The organism is Pantoea sp. MBD-2R, assembly GCF_039134845.1.
GTDB lineage: Bacteria > Pseudomonadota > Gammaproteobacteria > Enterobacterales > Enterobacteriaceae > Erwinia.
On the sequence record NZ_CP152417.1, the window covers coordinates 2369632 to 2394462 of the forward strand.

Here is a 24831-nt window from a genome sequence, read left to right on the forward strand (position 1 = left end):
AAGTGGAATGTTGTTGTTGGTTCTTCACAGCTGTTATCGGCAGCCGCAACGCTATTCTTTATGGGCGGGGGGATCGTGCAGGATTATCATGGGAAACCGAACCTGGGGCGCTCTGTTGCATGTCCGGTTTCCCACGCCTGAGATGGCGTGTGTTTGCAGCGGGCCGTGGCGGCCCGGCAACATGTTAGATCAGTCTGGCGAGGCGCAGCTCGCTTTTAAGGTAGGCATAATAAACCGGGGCCGCGACAACGCCTGCCAGCCCAAAAGCGGATTCAAACACCAGCATCGCCAGCAGGATCTCCCAGGTTTTAGCGTTAATGCGCGTGCCAAAAATGCGGGCATTGATAAAATATTCGAGCTTGTGCACCAGCATCAAAAATATCAGCGCAATAAACGCCGCTTCCAGCGAGATAGAGAGCCCAATCAGCACGATAACCGTATTGGAGATGAGATTGCCGATAATCGGCAGCAGGCCTGCGATGAAGGTCAGTACGATAACGGTTTTGGCGAACGGGAAATGCAGCCCAAACAGCGGCAGCACGCCGAATAGAAAACCGCAGGTGAGCAGCGTGTTGACCAGCGAAACCTTGATTTGCGCAAACACCACGTTATGGAACGACGCGGCTAATACGGTTAACCGTTCGAGCATGGCATACTTGAGCGGCGTCTCGGTGCTGCTGCTGGCACTGCCAATACGCAAAGAGATAATCGCCCCGAGCAGCATACCAATCAGCATGGTGGCAAAGGTGTGTGCCGCACTGCGGCCAAAGGTTTGCACCACGACCAGATGCTCACGCAGCCAGGTAATGACCTGATGCTGAAGTTCATCGATATCCGCTGGCAGATAACGCGTCACCACGGGCGATAAAGTACGCTGGGCATCTTCCAGCAATTTGCTGGCCGCCGCGTGAAAGGCCGCCGGGTTCTGAAAATCGTGCAGCAGGAAACCTATCAGCTTGGTGATGCCGCCAACCAGCGCCAGCAGTACTAATACCGTCAGGAAAAAGATAATAATCCAGCGAGCCAGTGGGCCTTTCACCAGCCTTTCCACCCAGGGCGTCAAAGCCAGAATGGTTTCATAGACGATAAAACCGGCCAGAAAACACGGCAGCAGCCGCAGCGGAAAAATTGAAAACAAGGCGACAAAAATCAGCACATAGCTTACGCCTTCACACATCCTCTGTTTACTCAGGTTGCGTATCTCCATCATCATTCCTGTCTGAATATTGCCAAAAATCATTATAATTCAGACAGTATACAACCGGGCAGGCATTTTTTGTCGATTCGATATGAAGTGAGTCAGGCAATCAAGGCTCTGGCTGTGTGCGGACAACCCACAGCGGGGAAAACGAAGCAGAATAAGAAATGAATTTCACAGCGGGCAGGCGCGCCCGCTATTGAAGCACTGCTGTCAGGCGCTGACCTGCACCTGACGACGCCATGCCCCTGGTGACTGGCCGAACTGGCGTTTAAAGCTGCGATTGAAAGACTGCTGGGAGTCAAAACCAAAGGAGATGGCCACATCCAGAATGGGTTCTGCGCCTCGCGCCAGACGTTCAGCGGATTTTTTCAGGCGACGGGCGCGAATATATTCACCCAGCGCATGGCCGGTATGTTGTTTAAACATACGTTGCAGATGCCACTTAGAGTATCCCGCGCGGCGCGCAACGGTGTCCAAATCCATCTTCCCTTCAATGTGAGTATCAATCCACTTCACGAGATCGCTAATGAAATCATCATGGCTCATTGTCTTCCCCTTAATGCTTTAATGCTGTTTTTTAAGTGTTGACCATTCGCGCCTTGCAGCGTAAAAGGTAACTTTGATGAATGCATTTCGGTAAGTTAAAGCAGCAACGGCCTTAATGCAAGTTTTATTGTTGCATTAAGTGCGATTTGCAACCTGCTGAAGCATAAGTGTATGGGCAAGATGGAGGGCAAAAAAAACCGAACATGGTGGCCATGTCCGGCTGGCTGGCAGGTCTTAAGACGACTCAGGATTCAACTTGCTCACCTGCTTTCATCGCCTCACAGCTTCCTTCAGGATAGCGGCGATCGCGTTCATAGATCTCGCGTAGTGCATCTGCAACCGTGCGTTTTGCCAGCACGTTTAGCGACGCCTGTTCGGCTTCGTGAGCCAGCTCTTTAAAGAACCAGCAGGTATTGGCGCTCACCAGACAACGCGCCGGCACTTCCGGACGCCCCGCCAGTAAGGGTTTATCTTCCAGCACAGAAGTATAAATATCACACAGGGTGATCTCTTCCGCCGGACGCCCTAACCGGATAGTACCGGTCCGACCGAGCGTTGAAACGATAATGCCGTCGCGAGCAAGCGGCACCATCATTTTGCGTACGAAACTGGGATTAGCCTCAAGGCCCATCGCCAGTATTTTACTGGTGCTGCGTTTACCTTCCCGCTCCGCCTGGGCCACGCACAGCACCATCTGTAGGGCCGTAGGAAAACGAATATCAAGCATGTTCAGATCCTTGCTTTTAGCAGTTCCTCACCGTTTCAGCGGTGGTGTTAAAAAGCATTGAAAATCAGTCAACTATAAAAGGCAATGCCTTATTAATATAACAAATACTGTTACATTTTAGAAGATGGGCGTTAAGCGTTTAGGGCTATTGGTTATATAGCCCTGAAAAACATGAGGATTTTAAGAGGTTTTTTCGCTGAGATAACGGTAGATCACCGATAAATCTTTCTCGCCATAGCCTGCGTCTACGGCATCCTGCCAGACCTCAGAAATCAAATTCAGACCGGGAAGTTCGCTGTTTTTAGCGGCAGCCAGCGCCAGGTTAACGTCTTTTAACGCCCAGGTGAGATGCATTTGCGGATCGTAACTCCCCTCTTTGATCATCTCCAGCTTGCCTTTTACGTAGGGTACAGCCAGCGGGCCGCCATCCAGTACGTTCCAGAACTCGTCCGGGGTGAAGCCAAACTCTTCCGCCATTTGCGTACTTTCCGCCAGCCCCTGAACCATTGAAATCAGCCAGGCGTTGACCACCAGCTTCATGCGCGAGGCAGCGCCTGCTTTGCCCAGCCATTTGGTTCCTTTGGAAATGGCAGCAAACACCGGTTCGACATGCGCAGCACGTTCGCGATCGCCACTGGCCAGCACCACAATTTGCGCATTTTGCGCGGGAGTCCTGGTGCCTGAAACCGGAGCATCCAGCAGCACCACGTCCGGGCGCTGCTCGCTGAATTGGGCAATCAGTTTTTCCGTGGATTCCACGCCGATGGTGCCCATTTGCACCACGATCGCCTGTTTTTTCAGCGCCGCCGTTGCCTGTTGCAACACGCTTTCGGTGGTCGCAGCATCGGCTAGCATGCTGATCACCACGTCGGCCTGCCGTACGGCTGCGTCAGGCGTGTCGACCAGTTGAAGCCCGGCGCTTTGCAAATCTTCACCGCGGGCTTTTGTCCGGTTCCAGCCCCAGGTGATAAAGCCATTTTTCAACAGATTGGCGGCAAAAGCATGGCCCATGGCACCCAATCCCAGTACTGCGACAGAGGGACGTTGACTCATCTTAATTCCTCATAATGGTTAACAGGTTGGTGACGCTGCGGACACCGTCAACTATCCAGGGTAGCGCAACGCGCAGCAGAATGCTTGATTTGCAGAAGCATTCGTTAGAAGAATGCGTAAGCGGTTATGAATAATCTCCAGCCCGTTTCTATAGTGTTTAGTACGCCCACCATTCGGTCAGCTGCGGGAGAAACGATGATGAGTAAAAAACAAGATTTTCCGGTGCATAATGTCCGCCACTTTCTGGAGCCGGGCCCGGTCGTGCTGATCTCGTCAATGCTGGGTTCAGAACGAGATATCATGACGCTGGGCTGGCATACCATTCTGGAATTTTCACCCTCTCTGGTGGGCTGTATGATTTCTGCCGGTAATCACAGCCATTCCCTGATCAAACAAAGCGGTGAATGCGTCATTAATTTGCCCACATCGGCCCTGCTGGATACGGTTGTGGCCATCGGCAATAGCAGCGGCAAAGCGATCGATAAGTTTCGTGAGTTTGGCCTTACCGCTGAACCCGCAAGCCGGGTAAACGCGCCGCTTATTGCAGAATGCCACGCCAGTTTCGAATGTCGGATCTATGACGATTCGCTGGTGGATAATTTTAACTTCTTTATTTTTGAAGTGGTTAAAGCCCATGCCGCCGCGTCACCACAGCAGCCCGAAACGGTGCACTACCGTGGCGATGGCCAGTTTATGCTGTCAGGTAAACAGGTCAGCCGCCGCTCGCTGTTTCGCCCGGAAATGCTCTGAACGCAAACGCATCAGGCTCCACCGCAATGACATTAATAACTTAAGTCAACCTGCCGATAATCTCCCTGGAAGCATTATCATTCCTGTCTATACTGGTTGGTCAGCTTTTTACGCTGCTAAATGAACAAAAATTGCTGTAACCACAATCAGAAGCCGTTCCTGCCGCGCACGATGCGACAGATGTTCTGATTTACAAAAAAGAGGTTTTTTTTCATGTCATCTGCCAGGTAAATCAAACACAATATCCCTGTTTCTGCTTTCGCCCTGGCGAAATTAACCTAATAACAACAAGTCGTTAACTCTAATGCAATCATCTACCGTTTCACGCAAAACAGCATGGCTACGAGTCATCATGTTAGCCATTGCTGCGTTTATTTTTAATACCACCGAGTTTGCGCCGGTGGGCCTGCTTTCTGATATTGCCGCCAGTTTTTCCATGAAAACGGCCCAGGTCGGGCTAATGCTGACCATTTACGCCTGGGTGGTCGCGCTGATGTCGCTGCCGATGATGCTACTGACTCGCCAGGTTGAGCGGCGCTTTCTGCTGATTGCGATTTTTCTGCTGTTTGTCGCCAGCCATGTGCTTTCTTCTTTCGCCTGGAGCTTTAATATCCTGGTGCTGTCACGCATTGGTATTGCGCTCTCCCATGCGATTTTCTGGTCGATTACGGCTTCGCTGGCTATCCGTGTAGCGCCTGCCGGTAAGAAAACTCAGGCGCTGAGCATGCTGGCTACGGGCACCGCGCTGGCAATGGTGCTGGGTTTGCCTATCGGACGCCTGATTGGACAGTATCTCGGCTGGCGCATCACCTTTGGCGTAATTGGCGTTGTGGCGCTGGCAACCATGCTGTGCCTCGCAAAATTGCTGCCGAAGCTGCCAAGCGAACATACCGGCTCGCTTAAAAGCGTGCCGATGCTGTTTAAGCGCCCTGCTCTGGTTTCACTTTATCTGCTGATTGCCGTTGTGGTTACTGCGCACTATACCGCCTATAGCTATATTGAACCTTTCATCCAGAGCGTCGCGGCGATGGGTGACAACTTTACCACTTTCCTGCTGCTGATCTTTGGCGCGGCGGGGATTATCGGCAGCGTATTGTTTAGCGCCCTGGGGAATAAGTTTCCGGCAACGTTTCTGCTTAGCGCAATCGCGCTGGTTTCCCTCTGCATGTTGACCCTGTTGATTGCCGCAACGCACAGCGTAGCCATCTCAACGCTCTGCGTTATCTGGGGCATGTCGATGATGATTATTGGCCTTGCCGTACAGGTCAGGGTGCTGGCGCTGGCACCGGATGCAACCGATGTGGCGATGTCATTAATGTCCGGTATTTATAATCTGGGGATTGGTGGTGGTGCGCTGCTGGGGAATCAGGTCAGTCTGCATTTATCTATGACTAATATCGGTTACGTCGGCGGTACGATAGGTTTAATTTCTCTGGCGTGGTGTTTGTGGAGTATGAAACGCTATCCTCAGCTGCGGATAAACGGTTAAAAATAAACCCCGTGAAGTTCACGGGGTTTTTTTGTTCAGATTCGTCACTCCAGATAAAAGACCGACTGGAGCTCCGCACTCACCGGGCTGTTATCCGGATTCGACGGCATCAGGGAACACATCGACTGCCACCAGCGCTGACAGACTTCCGTTTTTGCTACCGCAGCCCAGCGCTCTTCCGATTCGATTTCCACCACTGCAAACAGAAGATGACGAGGCGCATCCAAAAAAATGCTGTAGTGATGCGCACCATGATCTTTCAGCGTCTGCGCCAGCTCTGGCCAAATCGGATTATGGCGCTGCTGATACTCTTCATGTTTGTCAGGATGCACCTGCATAACAAACGCTTTACGCAACATGGTCATGCGTCGCGTCTAAGGCTGCCTGCCATGGCTTAACACCAAAACGTTTACCCAGCGCAATCAGCTGATCGGTGGTAATGCTCTGGCGCATTCCCCCCATCGACAGGACGTTCACCACCACCTGAGACGATTTTTCTGCGGTATCAATCAGGCCAAAGGTTTCGTCGAGGGTCGGCCCTGCGCCAAATATGCCATGGAACGGCCACATCACCAGACTGTGCGAGGCCATTTGTAAGGCGGTCGCATCACCAATTTCATCCGTGCCGGGCACCATCCAGGGCACAATTCCCACGCCGTCCGGGAACACCACCAGGCATTCGGTGCTGCCTTCCCATAACAGGCGGGTAAAGCGAGCCGCGTCCAGCTCAACCACATAGCTTAGCGACATAAAATGGGTCGCGTGACAGTGCATAATCACCCTGTCAGCACCGTTAGTGGCCTTCATTCTTACTGCATGTGACTGGAAGTGAGAAGCCAGCTCTGACGTCGGCAGTCCCCCATTGCTCAGTCCCCAGTAAATGCTGTAAGCACGACCGTCGTCACTGACCTGTAACAGGGCCAGGCTATCCGTGGGATCCAGCTGTACGTTGCGGAAAAATTTCCCGGAACCGGTAACGAGGAACCAGCAGTTAGCCAGCTCTGGTGCAGCCTTAGTCAGTTCGACCGTTCTGGGTTCGCGGTAAAAATCCTGCGCAAACGGTTTCACCTCTTCATCCAGAAGACGCAGACTGACGTTGCCGCCGTTGCGTTCGTCCCATCCTTTCAGCCACATATCAGTTGTGGCTTTGACCATTCCCTGGACGAACCATGAAGTCAGAATGTGTTGCATATTGCATCCTTAACGTTTGCTGAGAGTTTGTTGTTCATAATGACGTACGCTGTTAAGCCAGCTGGCATCAGCAGGCACGTCGTGGCGCAGGCAGTACGCTTCCCACACCGCCTGCCACGGCAGCGATTTTTGTTCTTCGAGTAGCGCCAGGCGCGTGGTGTAATCCCCGTCCAGCTCCAGCTTTTTCAACATGTCTACCGGTTCCAGCAGTGCACGCAGCAACGCTTTTTTGGTGTTACGGGTGCCGATGACCCAGGCAGCGATGCGATTAATGGAAGCATCAAAGAAATCCAGCCCGATATGCACTTTATCGAACAGGCGCTGGCGAACGATCTCGTTAGCGATTGCCTGGGTTTCATCATCCAGCAGGACGACATGATCGCTGTCCCAACGAACCGGGCGGCTGACGTGCAGCAGCAGGCGCGGCACGTAGAGCATCGCGGTAGAAATTTTGTCGGAGATCACCTCTGTAGGGTGGAAATGCCCGGCATCCAGCGTCAATGCCGTCTGGCGGCTGCTGGCATAGCCGAGGCAAAACTCGTTGGAACCTACGGTGTAGCTTTCCGCACCGATACCAAAAAGCTTGCTTTCCACTGCATCAATATGATGAGCCGGGTTCAGTTTTTCGCTGATGATCTCATCCAGGGAATTCATCAGGCGCTGACGCGGGCCGAAACGGTCGACGGTAAGGTCTTTCATCCCGTCGGGCACCCAAATGTTCATAATCGAAGGCGTGCCCAGCTGTTCGCCGAAGTAGGCAGAAATTCTACGGCTGGCTTTGCAATGCTCGATCCAGAACTGGCGCGTTTCCTCATCCGCGCTGGCCAGCGTAAAGCCATCTTCGCTCAGAGGATGCGAAAAGCAGGTTGGGTTGAAATCCAGCCCGATGTTCTTCGCTTTCGCCCACTCTACCCAGCGTGAAAAATGCTGAGGCGCAATCTCGGTGCGTTCAACCGGCGTGTCGCTTTCCAGGTAGATAGCGTGCAAATTCAGCCTCTTAGGGCCAGGAATCAGCGACATTGCCATATCAAGATCGGCACGCAGTTCAGCCGGCGTCGATGCCCTGCCGGGATAGTTACCGGTGGCCTGAATGCCGCCGGTCAGCGAACCCTGCGGATTTTCAAAACCGCGTACGTCATCCCCTTGCCAGCAGTGCATGGAAATGGGCAGCTTGTTCAGTTGCTCGAAAACCGCGTTTACATCCACGCCAATTTCCGCATAACGCAATCCTGCCAGTTCAAACGCCTGCTCAATTGCTCGGGTCATATACATAGCTCCTTAGCCGTGTGTGTCAGTGACTGAAACAGTGCCCAGCTGCGGCACCAGGCGTCACTGGCCTGTGGGGTAAAAGTTTTTAGGGGGAAATTCTGGGTAATTAACTGGCGGAAGTGCGTAACGTCTCGCACATCGCCACTGGCGATCAGCTGGCTACCGATATTGCCTAACGTTGAGGCTTCAACAGGCCCGGCAATGACCGGGATGCCGCAGGCATCGGCGCACAGCTGATTGAGAAAATGGTTCTGGCAGCCACCGCCAACAATATGTAACTGGCTGAAAGCCGCGCCACGGACGGCAGTCAGCTCTTCAAGAACCTGACGATAATAGAGCGCGAGGCTGTCAAAGATGCAGCGTGCAAGCGCGGCCGCAGTACCCGGCGTCGGCATGCCCTGTTCTGCGCAGGCATCCTGGATTTCACGCACCATGGTGACCGGATTGATAAAGCGTTCGTCGTTAGGGTTGATCAGCGACCGGCAGGCGGGCTGCTGTGCAGCCTCGGTAATCAGGCTATCCAGATCCTCAATCACCAGTTCGCTGCAAATACGCTGGAGCAGCCACAGGCCCATAATGTTTTTTAACACGCGAAAGCGACCTTCCGCCCCACCTTCATTGGTGATGTTAGCCGCCAGCGCCGCCTCACCGTTATAAGGTTCAACGCTTTCAAACCCCATCAATGACCAGGTACCGGAACTCAGCCAGGCAACGTTGTGCTCTGTTAGCGGCGCGGCCAGCACCGCGCTGGCGGTATCGTGCGTTGCCACAGCGATCACCGGAACGGCTTTTCCCGCTGGGGTTTTCCAGTCGCCTACTTTACGCCCCGGTGCGGACGGTTTTCCAAACCAGGCCGGGCGAGCACCGGTCCATTCCAGCAGCATTTCATCCCATTCCCCGCTGTGAATATTGAGCAGCTGCGTGGTGGTCGCGTTGGTGTATTCCCAGTTAAGTTTTCCGGTCAGGCGATAATGGAAATAGTCAGGAATGAGCAGCGCATGACGGACATCGTCCAGCCAGGCAGGCTGGTCTTTACAGAGTGCTCGCAGCTGATAAAGGGTGTTAAAAGGCAGGAACTGAATACCGGTGCGCTGATAAACCGCTTCCTTCCCCATTTCACGGCAGGCTTTCTGCATCAGGCCATGCGTACGATCGTCGCGATAGGCAACCGGCAGCCCAATGCGTTTACCCTGCGCATCCAGCAGCACGTAATCCACGCCCCAGGTATCAATGCCAATGCTGTCCGGAACGATATTCTGCTGCTCAAGTTTGTTAAGCGAAGCGAGAATAAAGGCCTCCAGGGCGTCCACATCCCAGCACTGATAATCCTCAATTTTCACCAGTCGGTTTACGCAGCGGGCAATCTCGCTCAGCTGCACTTTTCCGCTGGCAGTATCGACCTGGCACAACATGACGCGACCGCTGGACGCGCCCAGATCAATAGCAACACAATTTCGCATGGTCATGGCATTGGCTTCCTGTCAAATCAATGCCTCCAGTCTAAAAGCGCGCGGATTTACTACCTTCCTGTTACTGCCAGCTGCGTCGGGTGCCTGGCAACACCACAAAGGTGAACGTGAAGCAGGTCACGCTTCTGCAAAAACAACGGGTTGTGATGCGCTACGCAAATTTCTTGATGCACAGGCATATTCTTGAAAAATAAGCAGTCAACCCGCTATTTTGTGTCAAAAAATCAAGGTTCGTTCCTCAGGCAGGCAGTACTATTTTTTACTGATAAAGCAGGAGGGCTAATCATGACCGTGTTACACAGCGTGGATTTTTTCCCTGGTGGTGGGCTGCCCATCGCTATTGAACCCCGGGCGCCGCAGGGGGCTTTTCCAGAACACCACCATGATGATTTTCATGAAATTGTGATTGTTGAACAGGGCGCGGGTATTCACGTGTTCAACGGCGAACCCAGAACGCTGTGCGGCGGCTGCGTCTGCTTTATCCGCGACCATGACCGCCATCTGTATGAAAATACCGATCGTCTGATCCTGACCAACGTGCTCTATCGCGGACCGGAAGCGTTTCGCTTTATTACGGGCTTTCAACATTTGCTGCCGCAGGAAAATGAAGGCAATTACCCTTCTCACTGGCGCATCAGCAGTAAGGTAATGGAAAAAGCGCGACTGCTGATTGCAGGGCTGGGGAAAATGCCCCGGCCCTGTAGTCTGATCGATCAGGCCGAACAGGAAATGTGTTTTATGCAGCTGCTGGTCTTACTGCGTCGGGGCTGCAGCGAAGAACCGGGCGACGATCAGGACGGCCGGATGCGCGGCCTGCTGAACTGGCTTGCGGATCATTACAGCGAGGAAGTTGACTGGGAAGCGCTGGCCGAGCGCTTTTCGCTCTCGTTACGAACTTTGCACCGGCAGCTCAAGCATCAAACCGGCAGTACCCCGCAGCGTTATCTCAATCAGCTGCGCCTGTTGCAGGCGCGACATTTACTGCGCCACAGCGAAATGCGCATTACCGATATCGCCTATCACTGCGGATTTGGTGACAGCAATCACTTTTCCACGTTGTTTAAGCGCGAGTTTGGTCTTTCTCCGCGTACCATCAGGCAAAACGACCTGTGAGGTGAAACGTGACCCTGCCCCTTCGTCTGGCAAAAGCCGACTATTTCCCTTCCGAAATGATGCCTGTGGCGGTTGCCGAACGGACGCCGCAGCCCTCTTTTCCGGCTCATATCCATGAGTTCAACGAGCTGGTGGTCGTCTGGCGCGGCAACGGTCTGCACATGATGAACGATCGTCCATGGCTGATCACCTGCGGCGATCTGTTTTACATCGGCCCGGGCGATTGCCACAGCTACGAGTCGGTGAACGATCTGGTGCTGGATAATATTATTTATTGTCCCGAGCGTTTTCGTCTTGAACTGGACTGGTCACAATTTTTGCCGCAGGAGCCGGCATGGCGATTAACGACGCGGGGTATGGCGCTGGCTCGTGGCGTTATCCAACAGCTGTCGCAGGAAAGTCGCAAAAGCGACCTGCTCTCCAGACAGCTGACGGAAGCGCTGTTCCTGCAGCTGGTATTGATCCTGCAACGCCACCGCTATGCGGCCAACAGTGGCGGCCATCTGCCGGAAGGCGAACAGCTGGATTTGCTCATGTCTGCGATTCAGGGACAGATCGCCCATTTTGATTTAGGCGAGTTTTGCCAGCAGCATCAGCTTTCTGAGCGCGCGCTGAAGACGCTGTTCCGCCAACAAACCGGCATGATGCCGGCGCAATACCTGCGGCAGCTGCGGCTGTGTAAGGCAAAGTTTCTCCTGCGTAGCAGCGGCTGCCTGATTGGCGAAGTGGCTGCCCGCTGCGGATTCGATGACAGTAATTATTTTTCAGTGGTGTTCACACGTGAAACGGGGCTGACGCCCAGCGCGTTCCGGCAGCAGTTTGAGCATCACGCCCAGCGCAAAAATCTTCTGCTGCCGTACGAATATTAACGCAGAGCCGTTATCAGGACATCATTCCCATCCCCACGATATTGGCGGCGATAATAATGACAAAGCAGCCGCCACACAGCACGCTCACCGGACGTCGCCCCACATTTCTCCACTCTTTCAGCACCAGACCGACCAGACCGCCGCACAACACGTAGAAGCTCATATGTAGCATCCAGCTGATAAAATCATACTGCGCCGGGATACGGGCGTGGCCCCAGGCGTAGAAGAAAAATTGCAGATACCACATGGTGCCACCCAGCAATGAGAGCAATACATTCGCGATCAGTAGCGGCTTAGCCACGGAGAAATCCGCTTTTACCGACAGCGTGGACTTGGTGGCAAGACGAATGAAGCAGAAGCCCAGATTAACTATCGCGCCCCCTCCCATAATGATCACGTAGCTGGGTAACGAAGCGTAAAGCGGATCGATGCCCATGGCGGCGGCGGCATCGTGCATTGGTTTTGCCGCATTCATCGCAAACGACATACCGGCCGAGAAGATCCCGCACATCACCGCCAGCATCAGTCCTTTTTTCAGGTTAAATTCTTCGGCGGTAATGCCCATCGCCCGCTCTTTCATCAAACCGGCCCGGGACACAATCGCTACCCCGAGCAGCGCAACCAGCACGCCAAGCAGCGTCAATCTGCCGCCGGTTGAGCTGAAGAGTTCGACAAAACGTCCCTGCAACAGCGGCGTCATCAGCGTTCCGACCACCAGGGTAATGCCGATGGCGATGCCGATCCCCATCGACATGCCCAAATAACGCATGGTCAGGCCGTAATTGATATTACCGATGCCCCACATAGCGCCGAACAGAAATACCGGCAGGAGCTGAGAGAGGGTAAAAGAGCTGTAAAACGCCCAAAAGTGAGGTAGCAGTACAGCGCTGACCGCCCAGGGCAACAGGATCCATGACATGATGCCGCCAACTGACCACATGGTTTCCCAGGACCAGTTACGCACCTTTTTCATTGGAGCGTAAAAACAAGCGGCGCTGGCCGCGCCAACCAGATGCCAGAGGATGCCGGAAAGGATAGTTTGACTCATTGTTATCTTCCTTCGTAGGTAGGGTTAAATCCCGGTGAGCCAGCAGTCTACGAAGGATTGATCGGGCGCGACCTTATGCTGGCTGCCCGCGCGGATACAAAAATGGCAAAATTCAGCAGCTATCGCCGACCGCGATCACAAACTGTACCAGGCACGATTCCGGCACAGACAAAAAGCGTGAATCCCCGTTAATTCCTCTCAGTCTCGCCTGCTGTAAAAACATTTCCTTAACCCTAAAGAAACATCTCTTTCTTTTTGAAGCGTGCGCACCTTAGAGCAACGCCAGTATTTGCGTAAAATAATTGTTTTTTTGCCAAAACTCTCGCAGGCGTGGCAATCCCACCAAGGCAACAAAAAATACAAACAAATACACTTTAATTTAACAACTATTTAACCTGAAAATCGCACTTTACGGAGACCCTGCCATGAGCCTGCGCCAATATCGTCATTATATTAACGGTCAGTTTGTCGAAAACCACAGCGGACGCTGGATCGCGGTCATTAATCCCGCCACGGAAGAAACGCTCTCACAGATCCCGCAGGGCAGCCGTGAAGATACCGATCTCGCGATCGTTGCAGCTGAAGCCGCTCAGCCAAAATGGGAAGCGTTGCCCGCCGTTGAACGTGGCAACTGGCTGCGCCGCATTGCTGCTGGCGTACGGCGTCGCGAAGCAGAAATTAGCGCGACTATCGTTGCCGAAGGCGGCAAAACGCAGCAGCTGGCGAAAACAGAAGTCCTGTTCACCGCTGACTATCTTGAATACATGGCGGACTGGGATCGCCGTTATGAAGGCGAGATCGTGCAGAGCGATCGCGTCAACGAAACCATTCTGGTATTTAAAAAAGCCATTGGTGTTACCGCCGGCATCCTGCCCTGGAATTTTCCCTTCTTTCTTATTGCCCGTAAAGCGGCTCCGGCACTGCTAACCGGCAATACGATAGTGCTTAAACCGAGCGAACTTACGCCGAATAATGCAATGATTTTTGCCGAAATTGTTGACGAAATCGGCTTGCCGCCGGGCGTTTTCAATATCGTCACCGGCTATGGCCCGGACGTTGGCCAGGCGCTGGCCGCAAATCCCAAAGTCGGTATGGTCAGCCTGACCGGCAGCGTGAATGCGGGCGTGGCCACGCTTGCAACCGCTGCGAAAAATATCACTAAAGTGTCGCTGGAGCTGGGCGGAAAGGCGCCGGCCATTATCATGAAAGATGCCAATTTGGACCGGGCGATCGGTGCGGTCGTCGCATCACGAATGATCAACACCGGGCAGGTTTGCAACTGCACCGAGCGGTTATACGTTCAGGAAGAGGTTTATGACGAGGTCATTGCCCGTCTGGCTGCGGCGTTCCGGGAAGTGACCAGCGGCGATCCGGGTCAGTCGGATAAGCTGGATATGGGGCCGTTGATCTCCGCCGACGCGCTGGCACGAATGGAGCAGAAAGTTGCTGAGGCCGTGGCGCAGGGCGCTAAGGTTGTTACCGGTGGTAAACGGTCAGGCAATAAAGGCTTTTTCTTTGAACCCACGCTGTTAACCAACGTGCGTCAGGATATGGCGATTATGCAGGAGGAAACCTTTGGCCCCGTTCTGCCGGTAATGCCGTTCCGCACGCTTAACGATGCCATTGCGCTGGCAAACGACAGCGAATACGGTTTGACCTCATCCATTTTCACCGAAAATCTCAATACCGCAATGCAGGCGTTGAAGAAACTGAAGTTTGGCGAAACCTACGTCAATCGTGAGAATTTTGAAGCGATGCAGGGTTTCCACGCGGGCTGGCGAAAATCGGGGATTGGCGGTGCCGATGGCCGTCACGGGCTGGAAGAGTATCTGCAAACTCACGTAGCCTATTTACAGGCGCACGAGGATTAAGGGGCGGAGCGGGAACGCAGTCGTCTGTCAGATAATTCGCTGGCAGGAGAAACACGACAGGTTCCTACCGCATGTCCTTGTGCATTAATCCCTCAACCGAACCTGACTTTTCAGCAGCGCCCAGCCGCTCACCAACGCCAGCACCATTAAATAATACCCAGGGGCGAGACTGGTTCCGGTGGCGGTGATCAGCAACGTACAGATTAGCGGCGCAAATCCGCCGAATACGGTGACGGCAACGTTATAGGTAATGGCCATGCCGCTGGCACGGGTGCTGATGGGAAACAGATCCGCCATCATGGAGGGTACCGTGGCAAAATAAACCGATTTCAGCAGCGCCATCCAGCCCACCAGCACCAGCAACCTTGCTGGTGTAGGATGATCAACCACCTGCGAGAACGCCGGATAGATAGTCAAAATCAACAGCCCCAGCGAGCCCCACATCAGCGGTCTGCGACCCGTTTTTTCCGCCAGCAGCCCCATCAGCGGCGTCACCACCGTCAGGATCACGCCCGCCAGCAGCGTGGCGCTAAAGGCCGCCGAACCGGGTAAATGCAGGCTGCGTGTGGCATAGGTCGGCACATAATTCAGCATATAGTTGATGCCGGTTGAAATGACCATCAAACCCGTCGCCAGCAGCATCAATGTTTTTTGCCGGGCAAAAAGCAGCGTAAGCGGCGAACGCACCTTTTCACGCGTCACGAAACTTTCAGGTTCATGAACGTGGCGACGGATATACAACCCTACCGGGCCAATCAGCAGGCCAAATGCAAACGGAATGCGCCATCCCCAGTCCTGAATCTGCGACTCGCTCAGCCAGTGAGTCAGGCCCAGGCCGAATGCGGAAGCCAGCAGCGTGCTGGCCCCCTGGGTAGCAAACTGCCAGCTGGCAATAAAAGCCCGTCGATGGGGAAAGTGTTCCACAAGAAATGCCGTTGAGCTGCCAAACTCACCGCCCGCGGAAAAGCCCTGAATCAACCGCGCCAGCAGGATCATTACCGGCGCAATCAGGCCAATGCTGCGCCATGACGGCATCAGCACAATGATTGCACCACCCAGCGTCATCAAGGAGATGGAAAGCAGCAGCGCTTTTTTTCGTCCGACGCGATCGGCGTAAGCGCCCAGCACCACCGCGCCCAGCGGTCGGATCAGAAAAGAGACGCCAAAGCTGCCAAAGGTCAGCAGTAGCGATACGGCAGGATCCTGCGTCGGGAAAAAAGCATGGGCAATATAGCTGGCAAAGAAGCCATAAACCGCGATATCAAACCACTCCAGCGCGTTGCCAATGCAGGTCGCGAACAGGGTTTTATACAGATTGGGCGTCGCCTGCACCGTCTCAATTCGCCGATCTATTACGGTGCTCATCGCGATGCTCCCTGCTGATAGTCATGATGGCTGGCAAGCAGCTGCCCGCCCTTCTCGCCCAAATCCCACAGCAGACGCGTCATTATTTGCAGACCTTCACGCGCAATGGATTTCAGCATATGTTCATCAACGGCATGCTGACCGCAGGCAGGATAAGAGTGCGGTACCCACAGGGTGGGCAGGCCGAGAATGTGCGCAAACACATCGTTCGGCAGCGAGCCGCCGAGATTAGGCAACAGCGCAGTTTTCTTACCGCTGGTCTGCTGCATCGCGGCCAGCGCCCAGTCGACCAGCGGATCGCGTGGGTCGAGCCGGGTTGCTGGCGAACCACGCAGCACCTCAACCTCAACCTGAGCCATGCCGTGCTTATCCAGATGCGCGCGTAGGTGCTGAGCAATATTTTCCCAGTCGGTACCGACTACAAAACGCAGCTGACAAACGGCGGTGGCGCTGCCAGGAATGGCGTTCATCGGCTGCGCCGGGTTACCCGTGAGAAACGACAGCACTTCCAGCGTGTTCCAGCCATATAAGCGTTCAGTGGGTGTTAACCCCGCCTCGCCCCAACTTTCATCAATTTGCGGACCTTCAGCGCTGCTCACTACTTCAATATCGCTCAGGATGGCGCGGACAGCGTCGCTAATTGCGGGTGGCCTGAGCGCGCTAACCTGCAATTGTCCCTGATGATTGACCAGGCAGGCGATGGCGTTAGCGAGCTGGGTGCCCGGGTTGGAGAGCAAGCCCCCCCAGTTGCCTGAATGGTAATCTCTGTCGCGCGCCTGAATGCTCAGACGAACGTTGACCGCACCGCGCGAGCCAAGAAACAGCGTCGGGCGATCGGCGCTGTGCCTTGGCCCGTCAGAGGCGATAAAAATATCGGCGCTAAGCAGCTGCTGATGGTCACGACAGATTTGTGCAAGGCCAGGCGAGCTGATCTCCTCGCCCATTTCAAACAGGAATTTGCAGTTAAAGCCTAACCGACCGCCGCGTGCGGCAAAAATCTGCTCCAGCGCGGCAATGTTAACCGAATGCTGGCCTTTATTATCGGCGCTGCCGCGGCCGTACCAGCGATCGCCCTCTTCGGTCAGTTCCCACGGGGAAAGCCCTTCGCGCCAGTTTGCATCATCGCCAAAAACCACATCGCCATGTCCATAGCACAGCAGCGTGGGCAAACTGGCGTCTTCGATTTTGGTTGCCAACAGAAACGGTCGGCGCGGTGCCTGAGGATTGGCAATAGGGGTCAGTTCAAAACCCAGCGCCTGCATTGCCGGGCCGATCTCTTCTTGCAGATAGCGTTGCAGTTCCGCGTCGCGATCGTCTCGCTGGCTCTCGGAACGAATCGCGATGCGGCGCGCCAGCGTTTGCTGAAATTTGCCGCTGTCGAAATAGGCTGCCGCCTGTTTTACCGTCTGTTCAGCTGTCATAAATCTGCCCCGATGCGTTTGCATTGTGATTTTGTTATGCAGACCATCTAAGCTAAAATCGCGCTTTGCCACAATTATTAAAATATCAAACAAGCGTTGCTTTAAAAGCAACGCCCGGCTGCACGAAAACGCGGCATGCACTATAAAGAGGCACAGCGATGCACAGTTCGGAAATTCGCTATTTTCTGGCCGTCGCCAGTAGCGGTTCGTTAAGCGCCGCCAGCCAGCAGCTGTTTGTGGCTGTGTCGGCAATCAGCCGCCAAATCCAGCGGCTGGAAGCGGAAATCGGCACGCCGTTATTCGATCGTCACGCGCGGGGAATGGTGCTGAATGATGCAGGCAGGATTTTTGAGAGCCATGTGCGTCGAAGCATGCTGGGAATGGACCAGGCCCTGGCGGAGATTAAAGGCCTGAAGGCGGTGCGACGTACGGCGCTGCGTCTGGCCTGTACCGACGGGATGGCGTTCAGCTTGTTACCCACGCTGTGCTCGCAGTTTCGCCAGCTCCATCCGGCGGTCAGTTTTACACTGACAGTCAGTAGCACCTTAGGCGTGGCGGAAATCCTGCGCCAGGGGGAATGTGACGTGGCTTTCCAGTTTAGCCTGCAACCGGAGCGAGGCGTGAACGTGGTAGGGTCCTGGCCCGCGCCGGTACTGATGGTGATGAATGAACACCATCCGCTGGCGACAAAGCCTTTTCAACTGCGCGACTTAACGGCGTTCCCCGTTGCCCTTCCCGATCAGGGCACCACCGTGCGGCAGCTTTTCGAACTCTCCTGCCAGATGAGCGGCACGTTTATCGAACCGGTGCTGACCTGCAATAACTTCAGTACGCTTTATAGCTTTTTGCTGCAAAATCCGCAGGCCATCACCCTTTGCAGCCAGTTTACCGTGCTGTATCAGGCAAAAGAACATGGCCTGCTGCTACGCTCGCTGGGCATCGATCAGCTTACCCAGCGAACGTTGCAGGTGCAGACAGTCTCTGGCCGCCAGCAATCGGCGGCGCTAAGTCTGTTTTTGACGTTTGTTGCCAAAGAGCTGGAGTTACAAAGCGCGCTTTTTTAGCTGTGAGCAGGCTCAATATTTACCAGGCCGAACCCGGTTACATTTCATGATGCACGGAGAAATGTTGCTACGGACGGGTGTCATGAAATCACGCTATACGCTTTCAGAATTTTTAGATGTGGCCAGGCTGCAAACATTGCAGGACAATTTTAGCCAGTCAATGATGATTGCACTGGTGGTCGTTGATGAAACAGGCGCGCCTGTAACCTCCCCAAGCGGCTTTTCTGACTTTTGCTTAAGGGCGCGCGCGCACCCCAACCGGGCGACATACTGTTATCAGAGTGATAATGCAGGAGGCCGTGCCGCTATGCTGGCTGGTAAGCCGGTCGTGTATCGCTGCTGCTGTGGTTTCGTTGAGTTTGCCGTTCCTATCATGATTAACGGCCACTATCTTGGCGCCTTTATTGCCGGACAGGTCAACGTAGAAAAGGAGAAAGAGCAGACCATTCCTTATATTTTGCATAACCGCCCGGTTATGCCGGATAACCCGTGGCCGATCGATCGTAATCACACAACGCCGCGCATGCCTTATCAACGTCTGGAGTCTACAGCGCGCACGCTGTTACAAGTGGCTTCCTACCTTGTTGAGCAAGCCTGGACCAATACGGTGCAGCGGGAGCTTCATCAGAAAGAGCGGGAACTCTCCGAGGCGCTGCACAAGCGTATCGAAATTGAACGCTCATTGCATGAAGCGGAATTTAAGGCGCTCTCCTATCAAATCAATCCGCACTTTTTATTTAATATTTTAAATACCATCAGCCGGCTGGCTTTTCTTGAAAATGCGCAGCGTACGGAAGCAATGGTACATGACTTCTCCGATATGATGCGTTATTTGCTGCGTAAAAATAACCAGCAATTCATTACGCTGGGACAGGAAATAAACTATGTAAAAAGTTATCTTTCGGTGCAGAAAGTGAGAATGGCAGATCGCTTCACGTATCAGTTTGACATAGCCGAAAAATATTTTTCCGTGCTGTGCCCTTTTCTGTTCCTGCAACCGTTGATAGAAAATTTTTTTAACTATGTCGTTGAGCCTCGCGAGGTGAAAAGCTCCTTACTGATCCGCGCTATGGATAATGGTCACAATATCATTATTGACGTAACAGACAATGGCGATGGGATTTCACCTGAGGATATCGAAAATATTCTTTCGGGCAGGAAAAAACGGCAACAGGGCAGTATCGGAATAAGCAATATTCAGGAAAGAATGCGGTTATTGTTCGGACAAGACGATGCGTTGACCATCAACAGCGCGTACCGGCCGATGATGGGGACAACGGTGTCCGTGCGTTTTCCTCTGCATTCACCCCCCGCTAAGGAGAGCAATAATGTACCATATCGTGATCGTGGAAGATGAGCTGATAGAGTCGGAATCGCTGCATCGTATTGTGAGCCAGAGCGTAAGCAATGCGGAGATTTATCTGGCCCGCACAGGGCGCGAAGCCATGCAGCTGCTCGATCAACTCAGCCATATCAATATGATGCTGGTGGATATCAATATCCCTTTACCGAATGGCCAGCAAGTTATTGAGTATCTGCGACAGCAAGGCAAAGAAACCCGCGTTATCGTGATTACGGCTAATGATGACTTTACCCTTATACGCAGCATGTTTAACCTGAAGGTTGATGATTATTTACTCAAGCCGGTTAAGCAATGCCTGCTTAGTGAGTCGGTCAGAAATAATTTGCGCATCAGTAAAAATGAAATTGCGGCAGCGATTGCGCTGAAAGCACATATTTCCGGTTTGATAGAAAGCGGCGATTATACGCAGTGGCATAATTTTCTTTTCGGCCTGATGGAGCAAAGCGGTGACGGTGCAGCCGCTTCAGATAATGGCAAAAGCCTGGCGGAAGCGCTGGAAGTCTTGCAACAATATGTTGTTGCCGAAAATGAAAAACTGGCTGGCTGCCATGAAAAAATCGGACAGATTATTCTGCTCCTTCACCAACAGGGTTTGGCCGGACATCATTACCGTTTTATGATCGCTGCATTACTGGAAGTCAGCGCCACTATATACGATCTTTTTTTCAGACGAAATTACCGCCACCTCGATTTTATCGCCCGGGCAAAGTTTCATATTGAAAGAAATATTTCAGGAAATATGACCCTTGATAGCATCGCGGAAAAATCTTTTGTCAGTCCCTGCTACCTTAGCAGAACATTTAAAAAAAATACCGGCATTGGCTTTGCCCTTTATATTACGCGTCGTAAAATCAAACTGGCTAAGTCGCTGCTAATGCACAGCGACCTCAATGTTAACGCTATTGCCCTTGAACTGGCATGGCAGGACGCAAATTACTTTTGCCGCATTTTCAAAAAAGAAACCGGTCTGGCCCCTTCTGATTTCCGCAGAAAGAGGGCAAAAAAATCCACACTGTCGACAACATAGTTTACCGCCAGTGTGGAGTGGCCCCGTTAAAATGCGGTTTCGCCTTGCTGCTGGTTTTACAACATGTTGCCGAACGGCGTCCTGGATGCCTGGGGCGTTATGCCCCTTATCCGGCCGCCGTGCTGTGCGGTGACGCCCGCCTCTGGCGCGGCGCTTAACCTCATAAAAAGGAGAATAGTATGTCAGGGAAAGGCCTGGGATTAATTGAAGCCGTCGGGCTGGCGGCAGCGATAAAAGCCGCAGATGCCGCGCTGAAAGCAGCCAACGTCACGCTGGCTGGCTATGAGCTCACCAAAGGCGGCGGTCTGGTGACGCTAAAAATGCAGGGAGATGTTGGCGCAGTCAATGCCGCGATTGCAGCAGGGGCGGCAGCGCTAAAGGAAGCCGACCAGCTTTATTCACACCTGATCATTGCCCACAGTGCGGAAGGTGTGGAAAGTTTTATCCAGTCTGCTGAAACGGTGTTAACCCCCGATTTGGCAGGAAAGTCCTGACGCTTCGATTTCCGCCTGCAATAGCGCCATCCTGTTTTCATCCGGCTGAGCGATATTCGCCAGTGAATAATCCCGACCCAGCAGAGCGTATTTGTTCTCACCGAAGCTGTGATAAGGCAGCAGGTGAAGGGTGTCGACACGGGACATCAGTCGGGCAAATTCGGCAATACTGCGCATCTCTTGCGGATTATCGTTAACACCAGGGATCACCGGCACGCGCACTACCGTTTGGGTAATAAAAGAAATTCGAATCAGATTTTCCAGAATACGCTGGTTACTGACACCCGTAAAAGACGCGTGTACCTGAGGATTAATCGCTTTAATATCCGTCAGGGCAAGATCCACCCAGGGAAAAACCTGCTCTATCACTTCCCGGCTGGCCATGCCCGTCGTTTCAATCGCCGTGTGCCAGCCCCGTTCTTTACAGGCTTTAAGCAACTCGCGGGCAAATACCGGCTGCGCCAGCGGCTCGCCACCAGAGAGGGTGATCCCACCGCCCGACCGCCGGAAAAGGTTTTCCTCTTTTTGCAGTTCGAGCATCACGGCCGCCACCGTCATGCGCTTCCCTTTCATTTCCAGCGCCGCGGTCGGACAGACCTGCGTACACTCACCGCACTGAATACAGCGTTCCCGATCGATAAAGAAGCGATTGCGGATGGAAATAGCCTGCTGCCTGCAAACTGCGATGCACTTTCCACACTCAATGCAGTCATTTTTTTTATAAATCACTTCCGGCTGAGGCCGCTGCGATTCCGGGTTGCTGCACCATTTACAGGCCAGCGGGCAGCCTTTAAGAAAAGGGATGGTGCGTATACCCGGCCCGTCATGCAGAGAGTAGCGTTGAATATTAAAAAGTACGCCTTCCGCGTGGTAATCGACTTTATCCATATCCTGTCCTTTTTTATGCGAGCCACTCCCTGGCCCGCTGTCCTGTTCAGAACTGCTGTTCCGTACGGCTGATGATGTCGTCCTGAACCTCTTTCGCCAGCACGACAAACTGCGCGCTGTAGCCTGCTACCCGCACGACCAGATCCTGATGCTGCTGCGGATTCTTCTGCGCCTCAATCAGGGTTTGCCGATCGATAACGTTAAACTGCACGTGCATGCCCTTTTTATCGAAATAGCTTCTGACCAGGCCGCTGAAATTGCGCAGCCCTTTCTCGCCAGCCAGCGAAGAAGGCAGGAACTTCTGGTTATAGAGCGTACCGTTTGAGGCGATAAAGTGATCGAGTTTTGCTACCGAGTTCGCCGCTGCTGTTGGGCCGAGCATATCCTTGCCCTGGCGCGGTGACACGCCATCGGCCAGCGGTGCGCCGGCCAGGCGGCCATCAGGAAGTGCGCCGACATCTTTGCCGAACAGCACGTTGGCGGAAACCGGATAGATCCCGGCCTGGAATTGCCCGCCGCGCGGATTACGGTATTTCTGCACTTCCTGGCAATAGATTAGCGCACAGCGACGGGCGACCATATCCACGTCGTCAATGTCGTTACCAAAACAGGGCGTGTTTTCCAGAATGCGGCGGATGTCGGCAAAACGCGTCATGCCAGACGTTGTGGAGGATGACGGCTCAGAGGCGGCAGCAAGCTGACGGTAGACTTCGTTTTTGATTGCCGCCGGGTCCAGTAAGCCGTTTTGCTCGATAATGCGTTTAACCACCTCATAGACGGCCTGCTCATCCGGCAAAGCATCGTCAGGCGGCGCTTCGCCGGTCAAATAACCAAAATTGCTCTCCAGCGCGCTTTTCAGTTCGGCAAGGCTGACCCTGCTCTCTTCAAAAACCTGTTTTTGCAGGGCATAAACGGAATCACCGGTATCCGCTACGCCAAAGGCCTGCGGCCCGGTAAAATTGTAAATTGCTCCGCCTTCCTGCAACGATTTTCCGCGTCCGATACAGTCATCAACCAGTCCCGACAGGAATGGCAGCGGACAGCGCTCCCCGTGGGCAAGATCCACGCTGTTACAGGCTTCCACCAGCTGATGGACAAAATGCGCCATTTGCTGGCTGAAGGCGGCGTAAAAGTCATTGATGTCGCGATAAGTGGTGATTTCACCCGTGGCCGGCCCCAGCTGTTTATCGCCTGCGCGGCCGTTGTTCAGGGTGATTTCCAAAACCCTGGCGACGTTAAAGAAGGCCGCGTCATGCCAGCCTTCCGTACGGTGTGGCGCCTGAGGTTCAACACAGCCAATAATGCAGTAATCGCGCGCGTCGTGCAGCGAAACGCCCCGATTTTGCAGCGCCGGTATAATAACTTCGTCGTTATACATGGCCGGGACACCCAGCCCCAGACGCACCAGCTCACAGGCGCGGTAGAGGAAAGCATCCGGCGTCCCCTGCCAGACGCGAATAGAGAAAGAAGGTTGCGGCAAACGGACGTGGGCCGTGGCTTCCATGCACATATAGCTCAGCTCGTTGGTAGCGTCACGCCCCTCTTCCGTCTGCCCTCCCACGCACAGGTTCTGAAATACGGCGTAACCGGCAAACGCCTGAGCCGATACCTCGTCGCGGGTTTTATTTATATCATTAAGTTTGATCCAGCAGCAGTCGACCAGTTCCTGAGCAAACGCGTGGGTAAGGGATGTATCCGCAGCGAGATAAGGATACATATACTGGTCGAACCGTCCTGGCGAGATAGAGTGGCCGCTGGATTCAATCTGCAACATGCTTTGAATAAACCAGAAGGTCTGGCAAGCTTCCCAGAAAGTCGTGGCGCCCTGTTCCGGGACGCGAGTACAGTTTTGCGCAATCTGTTCCAGCTCGCGCTGCCGAAGCGGATCTTTCTCTTCCTGAGCCAGACGGGAAGCCTCCTGCGCATAACGATGGGCAAAGGCAATCGCGGCTTTATAGGTGATAATCAGCGCGTGGTAGAACTGCTGGCGGCGGATATAATCCGGCTGGCTGCGATCAAGCTGTTCGAGCGCGCGGGTCACTTCATTGATAATGCCCTGAAAGCCGATTTTCAACACTTTGCCGTAATCCACGCTGACGTGTCCCACGCCGCCAAAGAAATAGTTCCCCACGGTAAAAACGCCGCCGGCCATACTGTCGTGCGTACCCTGAGACATATAAGATGCCGCCAGGGCACTGGTGGTTTTACCCGGCCAGTACTGAAATGCCTCGCGCAGCGCCTGCGCGGTTTCACTGGGAATAATGAAGGGATCGGCCAGACGATGTTCCATGGTCGTAAACTCTTTTTCTACCCAGTCGTAAGAAAACTCCGGGCAGATCTGCGTCGAACGGGGATGGATCGTTACTGCACCGACGATCAGCTCGTCGGTACGAATGACGATTGGCAGCGCGTTGAAGAGTTTCTCCACGGCTTTTGCCCGGCGCATGATGGCGGGTTGATGCTCGTTTTCTTTATACGCCTGCGTAACCAGTACCGCCCGTGCGGCCTCCACGTGAGGTCGGGCCTGAATAAGCCTGTTTTTCAGTCGTATAATGCGATCGGTCGGCTCTGAAAAACCTTTCTCTAACATAATTTCACTCCCTGAATACGGTG

At 53.7% G+C, this 24831-nt stretch carries 22 protein-coding genes; 9 read left to right on the plus strand and 13 right to left on the minus strand.

What is annotated here, in order from left to right; translation table 11 throughout:
• Positions 1-184: 184 nt before the first annotated feature.
• The 4 genes from AAGQ96_RS10845 to AAGQ96_RS10860 all read right to left on the minus strand — a co-directional run bounded on the left by AAGQ96_RS10845 (position 185) and on the right by AAGQ96_RS10860 (position 3527).
• Positions 185-1207, minus strand: a complete 1023-nt coding sequence (locus tag AAGQ96_RS10845) for an AI-2E family transporter (RefSeq protein ID WP_147197967.1) — start codon at positions 1205-1207, stop codon at positions 185-187.
• A gap of 204 nt (positions 1208-1411) precedes the next feature.
• Positions 1412-1747, minus strand: coding sequence for a helix-turn-helix domain-containing protein (locus tag AAGQ96_RS10850; protein WP_147197969.1), 336 nt, complete (start codon positions 1745-1747; stop codon positions 1412-1414).
• 244 nt (positions 1748-1991) lie between these two features.
• Entirely contained in the window at positions 1992-2474 is a 483-nt protein-coding gene (locus AAGQ96_RS10855; RefSeq protein WP_147197971.1) for an Rrf2 family transcriptional regulator, read from the minus strand.
• Positions 2475-2654: 180 nt separating this feature from the next.
• Positions 2655-3527, minus strand: a complete 873-nt coding sequence (locus AAGQ96_RS10860) for an NAD(P)-dependent oxidoreductase (protein ID WP_342753542.1) — start codon at positions 3525-3527, stop codon at positions 2655-2657.
• 198 nt (positions 3528-3725) lie between these two features.
• On the opposite strand from AAGQ96_RS10860, the gene AAGQ96_RS10865 reads away from it, so the two are divergent.
• Positions 3726-4277, plus strand: a complete 552-nt coding sequence (locus AAGQ96_RS10865; protein WP_147200602.1) for a flavin reductase family protein — start codon at positions 3726-3728, stop codon at positions 4275-4277.
• 304 nt (positions 4278-4581) lie between these two features.
• Positions 4582-5766, plus strand: coding sequence for a sugar transporter (locus tag AAGQ96_RS10870; protein WP_342753543.1), 1185 nt, complete (start codon positions 4582-4584; stop codon positions 5764-5766).
• Between the two features lie 44 nt (positions 5767-5810).
• Here the strand turns inward: AAGQ96_RS10870 and rhaM are convergent, their stop codons facing one another.
• Genes rhaM through rhaB form a run of 4 tightly spaced genes read right to left on the minus strand, consistent with a single transcriptional unit; the run spans position 5811 to position 9692 of the window.
• Entirely contained in the window at positions 5811-6125 is a 315-nt protein-coding gene (gene rhaM, locus AAGQ96_RS10875) for an L-rhamnose mutarotase (RefSeq protein ID WP_147200603.1), read from the minus strand.
• Entirely contained in the window at positions 6115-6957 is an 843-nt protein-coding gene (rhaD, locus tag AAGQ96_RS10880; RefSeq protein ID WP_147197977.1) for a rhamnulose-1-phosphate aldolase, read from the minus strand. Before rhaD ends, rhaM begins: the two co-directional genes overlap by 11 nt.
• A gap of 9 nt (positions 6958-6966) precedes the next feature.
• Positions 6967-8223 carry an L-rhamnose isomerase gene (locus AAGQ96_RS10885; protein WP_147197979.1) on the minus strand — a complete coding sequence of 419 codons (1257 nt, stop codon included), beginning with the start codon at positions 8221-8223 and terminating at the stop codon, positions 6967-6969.
• Positions 8220-9692, minus strand: coding sequence for a rhamnulokinase (rhaB, locus tag AAGQ96_RS10890; RefSeq protein WP_342753544.1), 1473 nt, complete (start codon positions 9690-9692; stop codon positions 8220-8222). Before rhaB ends, AAGQ96_RS10885 begins: the two co-directional genes overlap by 4 nt.
• 288 nt (positions 9693-9980) lie before the next feature.
• On the opposite strand from rhaB, the gene rhaS reads away from it, so the two are divergent.
• Together rhaS and rhaR are read left to right on the plus strand one after the other, a co-directional pair.
• Complete coding sequence (gene rhaS, locus AAGQ96_RS10895) at positions 9981-10808, plus strand: HTH-type transcriptional activator RhaS (protein WP_147197984.1); 828 nt, start codon at positions 9981-9983, stop codon at positions 10806-10808.
• Between the two features lie 14 nt (positions 10809-10822).
• On the plus strand, positions 10823-11677 hold the full coding sequence (gene rhaR / locus AAGQ96_RS10900) for an HTH-type transcriptional activator RhaR (RefSeq protein WP_342755551.1): 855 nt from the start codon (positions 10823-10825) through the stop codon (positions 11675-11677).
• A 13-nt stretch (positions 11678-11690) separates the two neighbouring features.
• Here the strand turns inward: rhaR and rhaT are convergent, their stop codons facing one another.
• The gene (gene rhaT / locus AAGQ96_RS10905; protein WP_342753545.1) at positions 11691-12725 is read right to left on the minus strand and encodes an L-rhamnose/proton symporter RhaT; all 1035 of its coding nucleotides are present in this window, start codon (positions 12723-12725) and stop codon (positions 11691-11693) included.
• 425 nt (positions 12726-13150) lie between these two features.
• On the opposite strand from rhaT, the gene aldA reads away from it, so the two are divergent.
• On the plus strand, positions 13151-14596 hold the full coding sequence (aldA, locus tag AAGQ96_RS10910) for an aldehyde dehydrogenase (protein WP_342753546.1): 1446 nt from the start codon (positions 13151-13153) through the stop codon (positions 14594-14596).
• 84 nt (positions 14597-14680) lie between these two features.
• Here aldA and AAGQ96_RS10915 read toward each other — a convergent pair whose 3' ends face one another.
• Positions 14681-15961, minus strand: coding sequence for an MFS transporter (locus AAGQ96_RS10915; RefSeq protein ID WP_342753547.1), 1281 nt, complete (start codon positions 15959-15961; stop codon positions 14681-14683).
• Positions 15958-17382: a M20 family metallopeptidase gene (locus AAGQ96_RS10920; RefSeq protein WP_342753548.1), complete on the minus strand. Its 1425-nt coding sequence runs from the start codon at positions 17380-17382 to the stop codon at positions 15958-15960. The genes AAGQ96_RS10915 and AAGQ96_RS10920 overlap by 4 nt, the downstream gene beginning before the upstream one ends.
• Positions 17383-17540: 158 nt before the next feature.
• Between AAGQ96_RS10920 and AAGQ96_RS10925 the strand changes: the two genes are divergently transcribed.
• The 4 genes from AAGQ96_RS10925 (at position 17541) to AAGQ96_RS10940 (ending at position 21330) form a co-directional block, all read left to right on the plus strand.
• The gene (locus tag AAGQ96_RS10925; RefSeq protein WP_147197994.1) at positions 17541-18446 is read left to right on the plus strand and encodes a LysR substrate-binding domain-containing protein; all 906 of its coding nucleotides are present in this window, start codon (positions 17541-17543) and stop codon (positions 18444-18446) included.
• Positions 18447-18528: 82 nt separating this feature from the next.
• Positions 18529-19803, plus strand: a complete 1275-nt coding sequence (locus tag AAGQ96_RS10930) for a PocR ligand-binding domain-containing protein (RefSeq protein ID WP_342755552.1) — start codon at positions 18529-18531, stop codon at positions 19801-19803.
• The gene (locus AAGQ96_RS10935; protein ID WP_342753549.1) at positions 19775-20836 is read left to right on the plus strand and encodes a helix-turn-helix domain-containing protein; all 1062 of its coding nucleotides are present in this window, start codon (positions 19775-19777) and stop codon (positions 20834-20836) included. The genes AAGQ96_RS10930 and AAGQ96_RS10935 overlap by 29 nt, the downstream gene beginning before the upstream one ends.
• Positions 20837-21015: 179 nt before the next feature.
• Complete coding sequence (locus tag AAGQ96_RS10940) at positions 21016-21330, plus strand: BMC domain-containing protein (RefSeq protein ID WP_342753550.1); 315 nt, start codon at positions 21016-21018, stop codon at positions 21328-21330.
• Here AAGQ96_RS10940 and AAGQ96_RS10945 read toward each other — a convergent pair.
• Together AAGQ96_RS10945 and grpM are read right to left on the minus strand one after the other, a co-directional pair.
• Positions 21301-22218 (minus strand): glycyl-radical enzyme activating protein, encoded by a 918-nt coding sequence (locus tag AAGQ96_RS10945; protein ID WP_342753551.1) that lies wholly within the window; start codon positions 22216-22218, stop codon positions 21301-21303. The two genes, AAGQ96_RS10940 and AAGQ96_RS10945, sit on opposite strands and share 30 nt — an antisense overlap.
• 46 nt (positions 22219-22264) lie before the next feature.
• Positions 22265-24808 carry a glycyl radical diol dehydratase GrpM gene (gene grpM / locus AAGQ96_RS10950; RefSeq protein WP_342753552.1) on the minus strand — a complete coding sequence of 848 codons (2544 nt, stop codon included), beginning with the start codon at positions 24806-24808 and terminating at the stop codon, positions 22265-22267.
• Positions 24809-24831: the final 23 nt, after the last annotated feature.

Coding starts and splice junctions, on each gene's coding strand:
- AAGQ96_RS10845 (WP_147197967.1), bottom strand. CDS start 1,207: ATGGAGATACGCAACCTGAGTAAACAGAGGATGTGTGAAGGCGTAAGC.
- AAGQ96_RS10850 (WP_147197969.1), bottom strand. CDS start 1,747: ATGAGCCATGATGATTTCATTAGCGATCTCGTGAAGTGGATTGATACT.
- AAGQ96_RS10855 (WP_147197971.1), bottom strand. CDS start 2,474: ATGCTTGATATTCGTTTTCCTACGGCCCTACAGATGGTGCTGTGCGTG.
- AAGQ96_RS10860 (WP_342753542.1), bottom strand. CDS start 3,527: ATGAGTCAACGTCCCTCTGTCGCAGTACTGGGATTGGGTGCCATGGGC.
- AAGQ96_RS10865 (WP_147200602.1), top strand. CDS start 3,726: ATGAGTAAAAAACAAGATTTTCCGGTGCATAATGTCCGCCACTTTCTG.
- AAGQ96_RS10870 (WP_342753543.1), top strand. CDS start 4,582: ATGCAATCATCTACCGTTTCACGCAAAACAGCATGGCTACGAGTCATC.
- rhaM (WP_147200603.1), bottom strand. CDS start 6,125: ATGTTGCGTAAAGCGTTTGTTATGCAGGTGCATCCTGACAAACATGAA.
- rhaD (WP_147197977.1), bottom strand. CDS start 6,957: ATGCAACACATTCTGACTTCATGGTTCGTCCAGGGAATGGTCAAAGCC.
- AAGQ96_RS10885 (WP_147197979.1), bottom strand. CDS start 8,223: ATGACCCGAGCAATTGAGCAGGCGTTTGAACTGGCAGGATTGCGTTAT.
- rhaB (WP_342753544.1), bottom strand. CDS start 9,692: ATGACCATGCGAAATTGTGTTGCTATTGATCTGGGCGCGTCCAGCGGT.
- rhaS (WP_147197984.1), top strand. CDS start 9,981: ATGACCGTGTTACACAGCGTGGATTTTTTCCCTGGTGGTGGGCTGCCC.
- rhaT (WP_342753545.1), bottom strand. CDS start 12,725: ATGAGTCAAACTATCCTTTCCGGCATCCTCTGGCATCTGGTTGGCGCG.
- aldA (WP_342753546.1), top strand. CDS start 13,151: ATGAGCCTGCGCCAATATCGTCATTATATTAACGGTCAGTTTGTCGAA.
- AAGQ96_RS10915 (WP_342753547.1), bottom strand. CDS start 15,961: ATGAGCACCGTAATAGATCGGCGAATTGAGACGGTGCAGGCGACGCCC.
- AAGQ96_RS10920 (WP_342753548.1), bottom strand. CDS start 17,382: ATGACAGCTGAACAGACGGTAAAACAGGCGGCAGCCTATTTCGACAGC.
- AAGQ96_RS10925 (WP_147197994.1), top strand. CDS start 17,541: ATGCACAGTTCGGAAATTCGCTATTTTCTGGCCGTCGCCAGTAGCGGT.
- AAGQ96_RS10930 (WP_342755552.1), top strand. CDS start 18,529: ATGAAATCACGCTATACGCTTTCAGAATTTTTAGATGTGGCCAGGCTG.
- AAGQ96_RS10935 (WP_342753549.1), top strand. CDS start 19,775: ATGTACCATATCGTGATCGTGGAAGATGAGCTGATAGAGTCGGAATCG.
- AAGQ96_RS10940 (WP_342753550.1), top strand. CDS start 21,016: ATGTCAGGGAAAGGCCTGGGATTAATTGAAGCCGTCGGGCTGGCGGCA.
- AAGQ96_RS10945 (WP_342753551.1), bottom strand. CDS start 22,218: ATGGATAAAGTCGATTACCACGCGGAAGGCGTACTTTTTAATATTCAA.
- grpM (WP_342753552.1), bottom strand. CDS start 24,808: ATGTTAGAGAAAGGTTTTTCAGAGCCGACCGATCGCATTATACGACTG.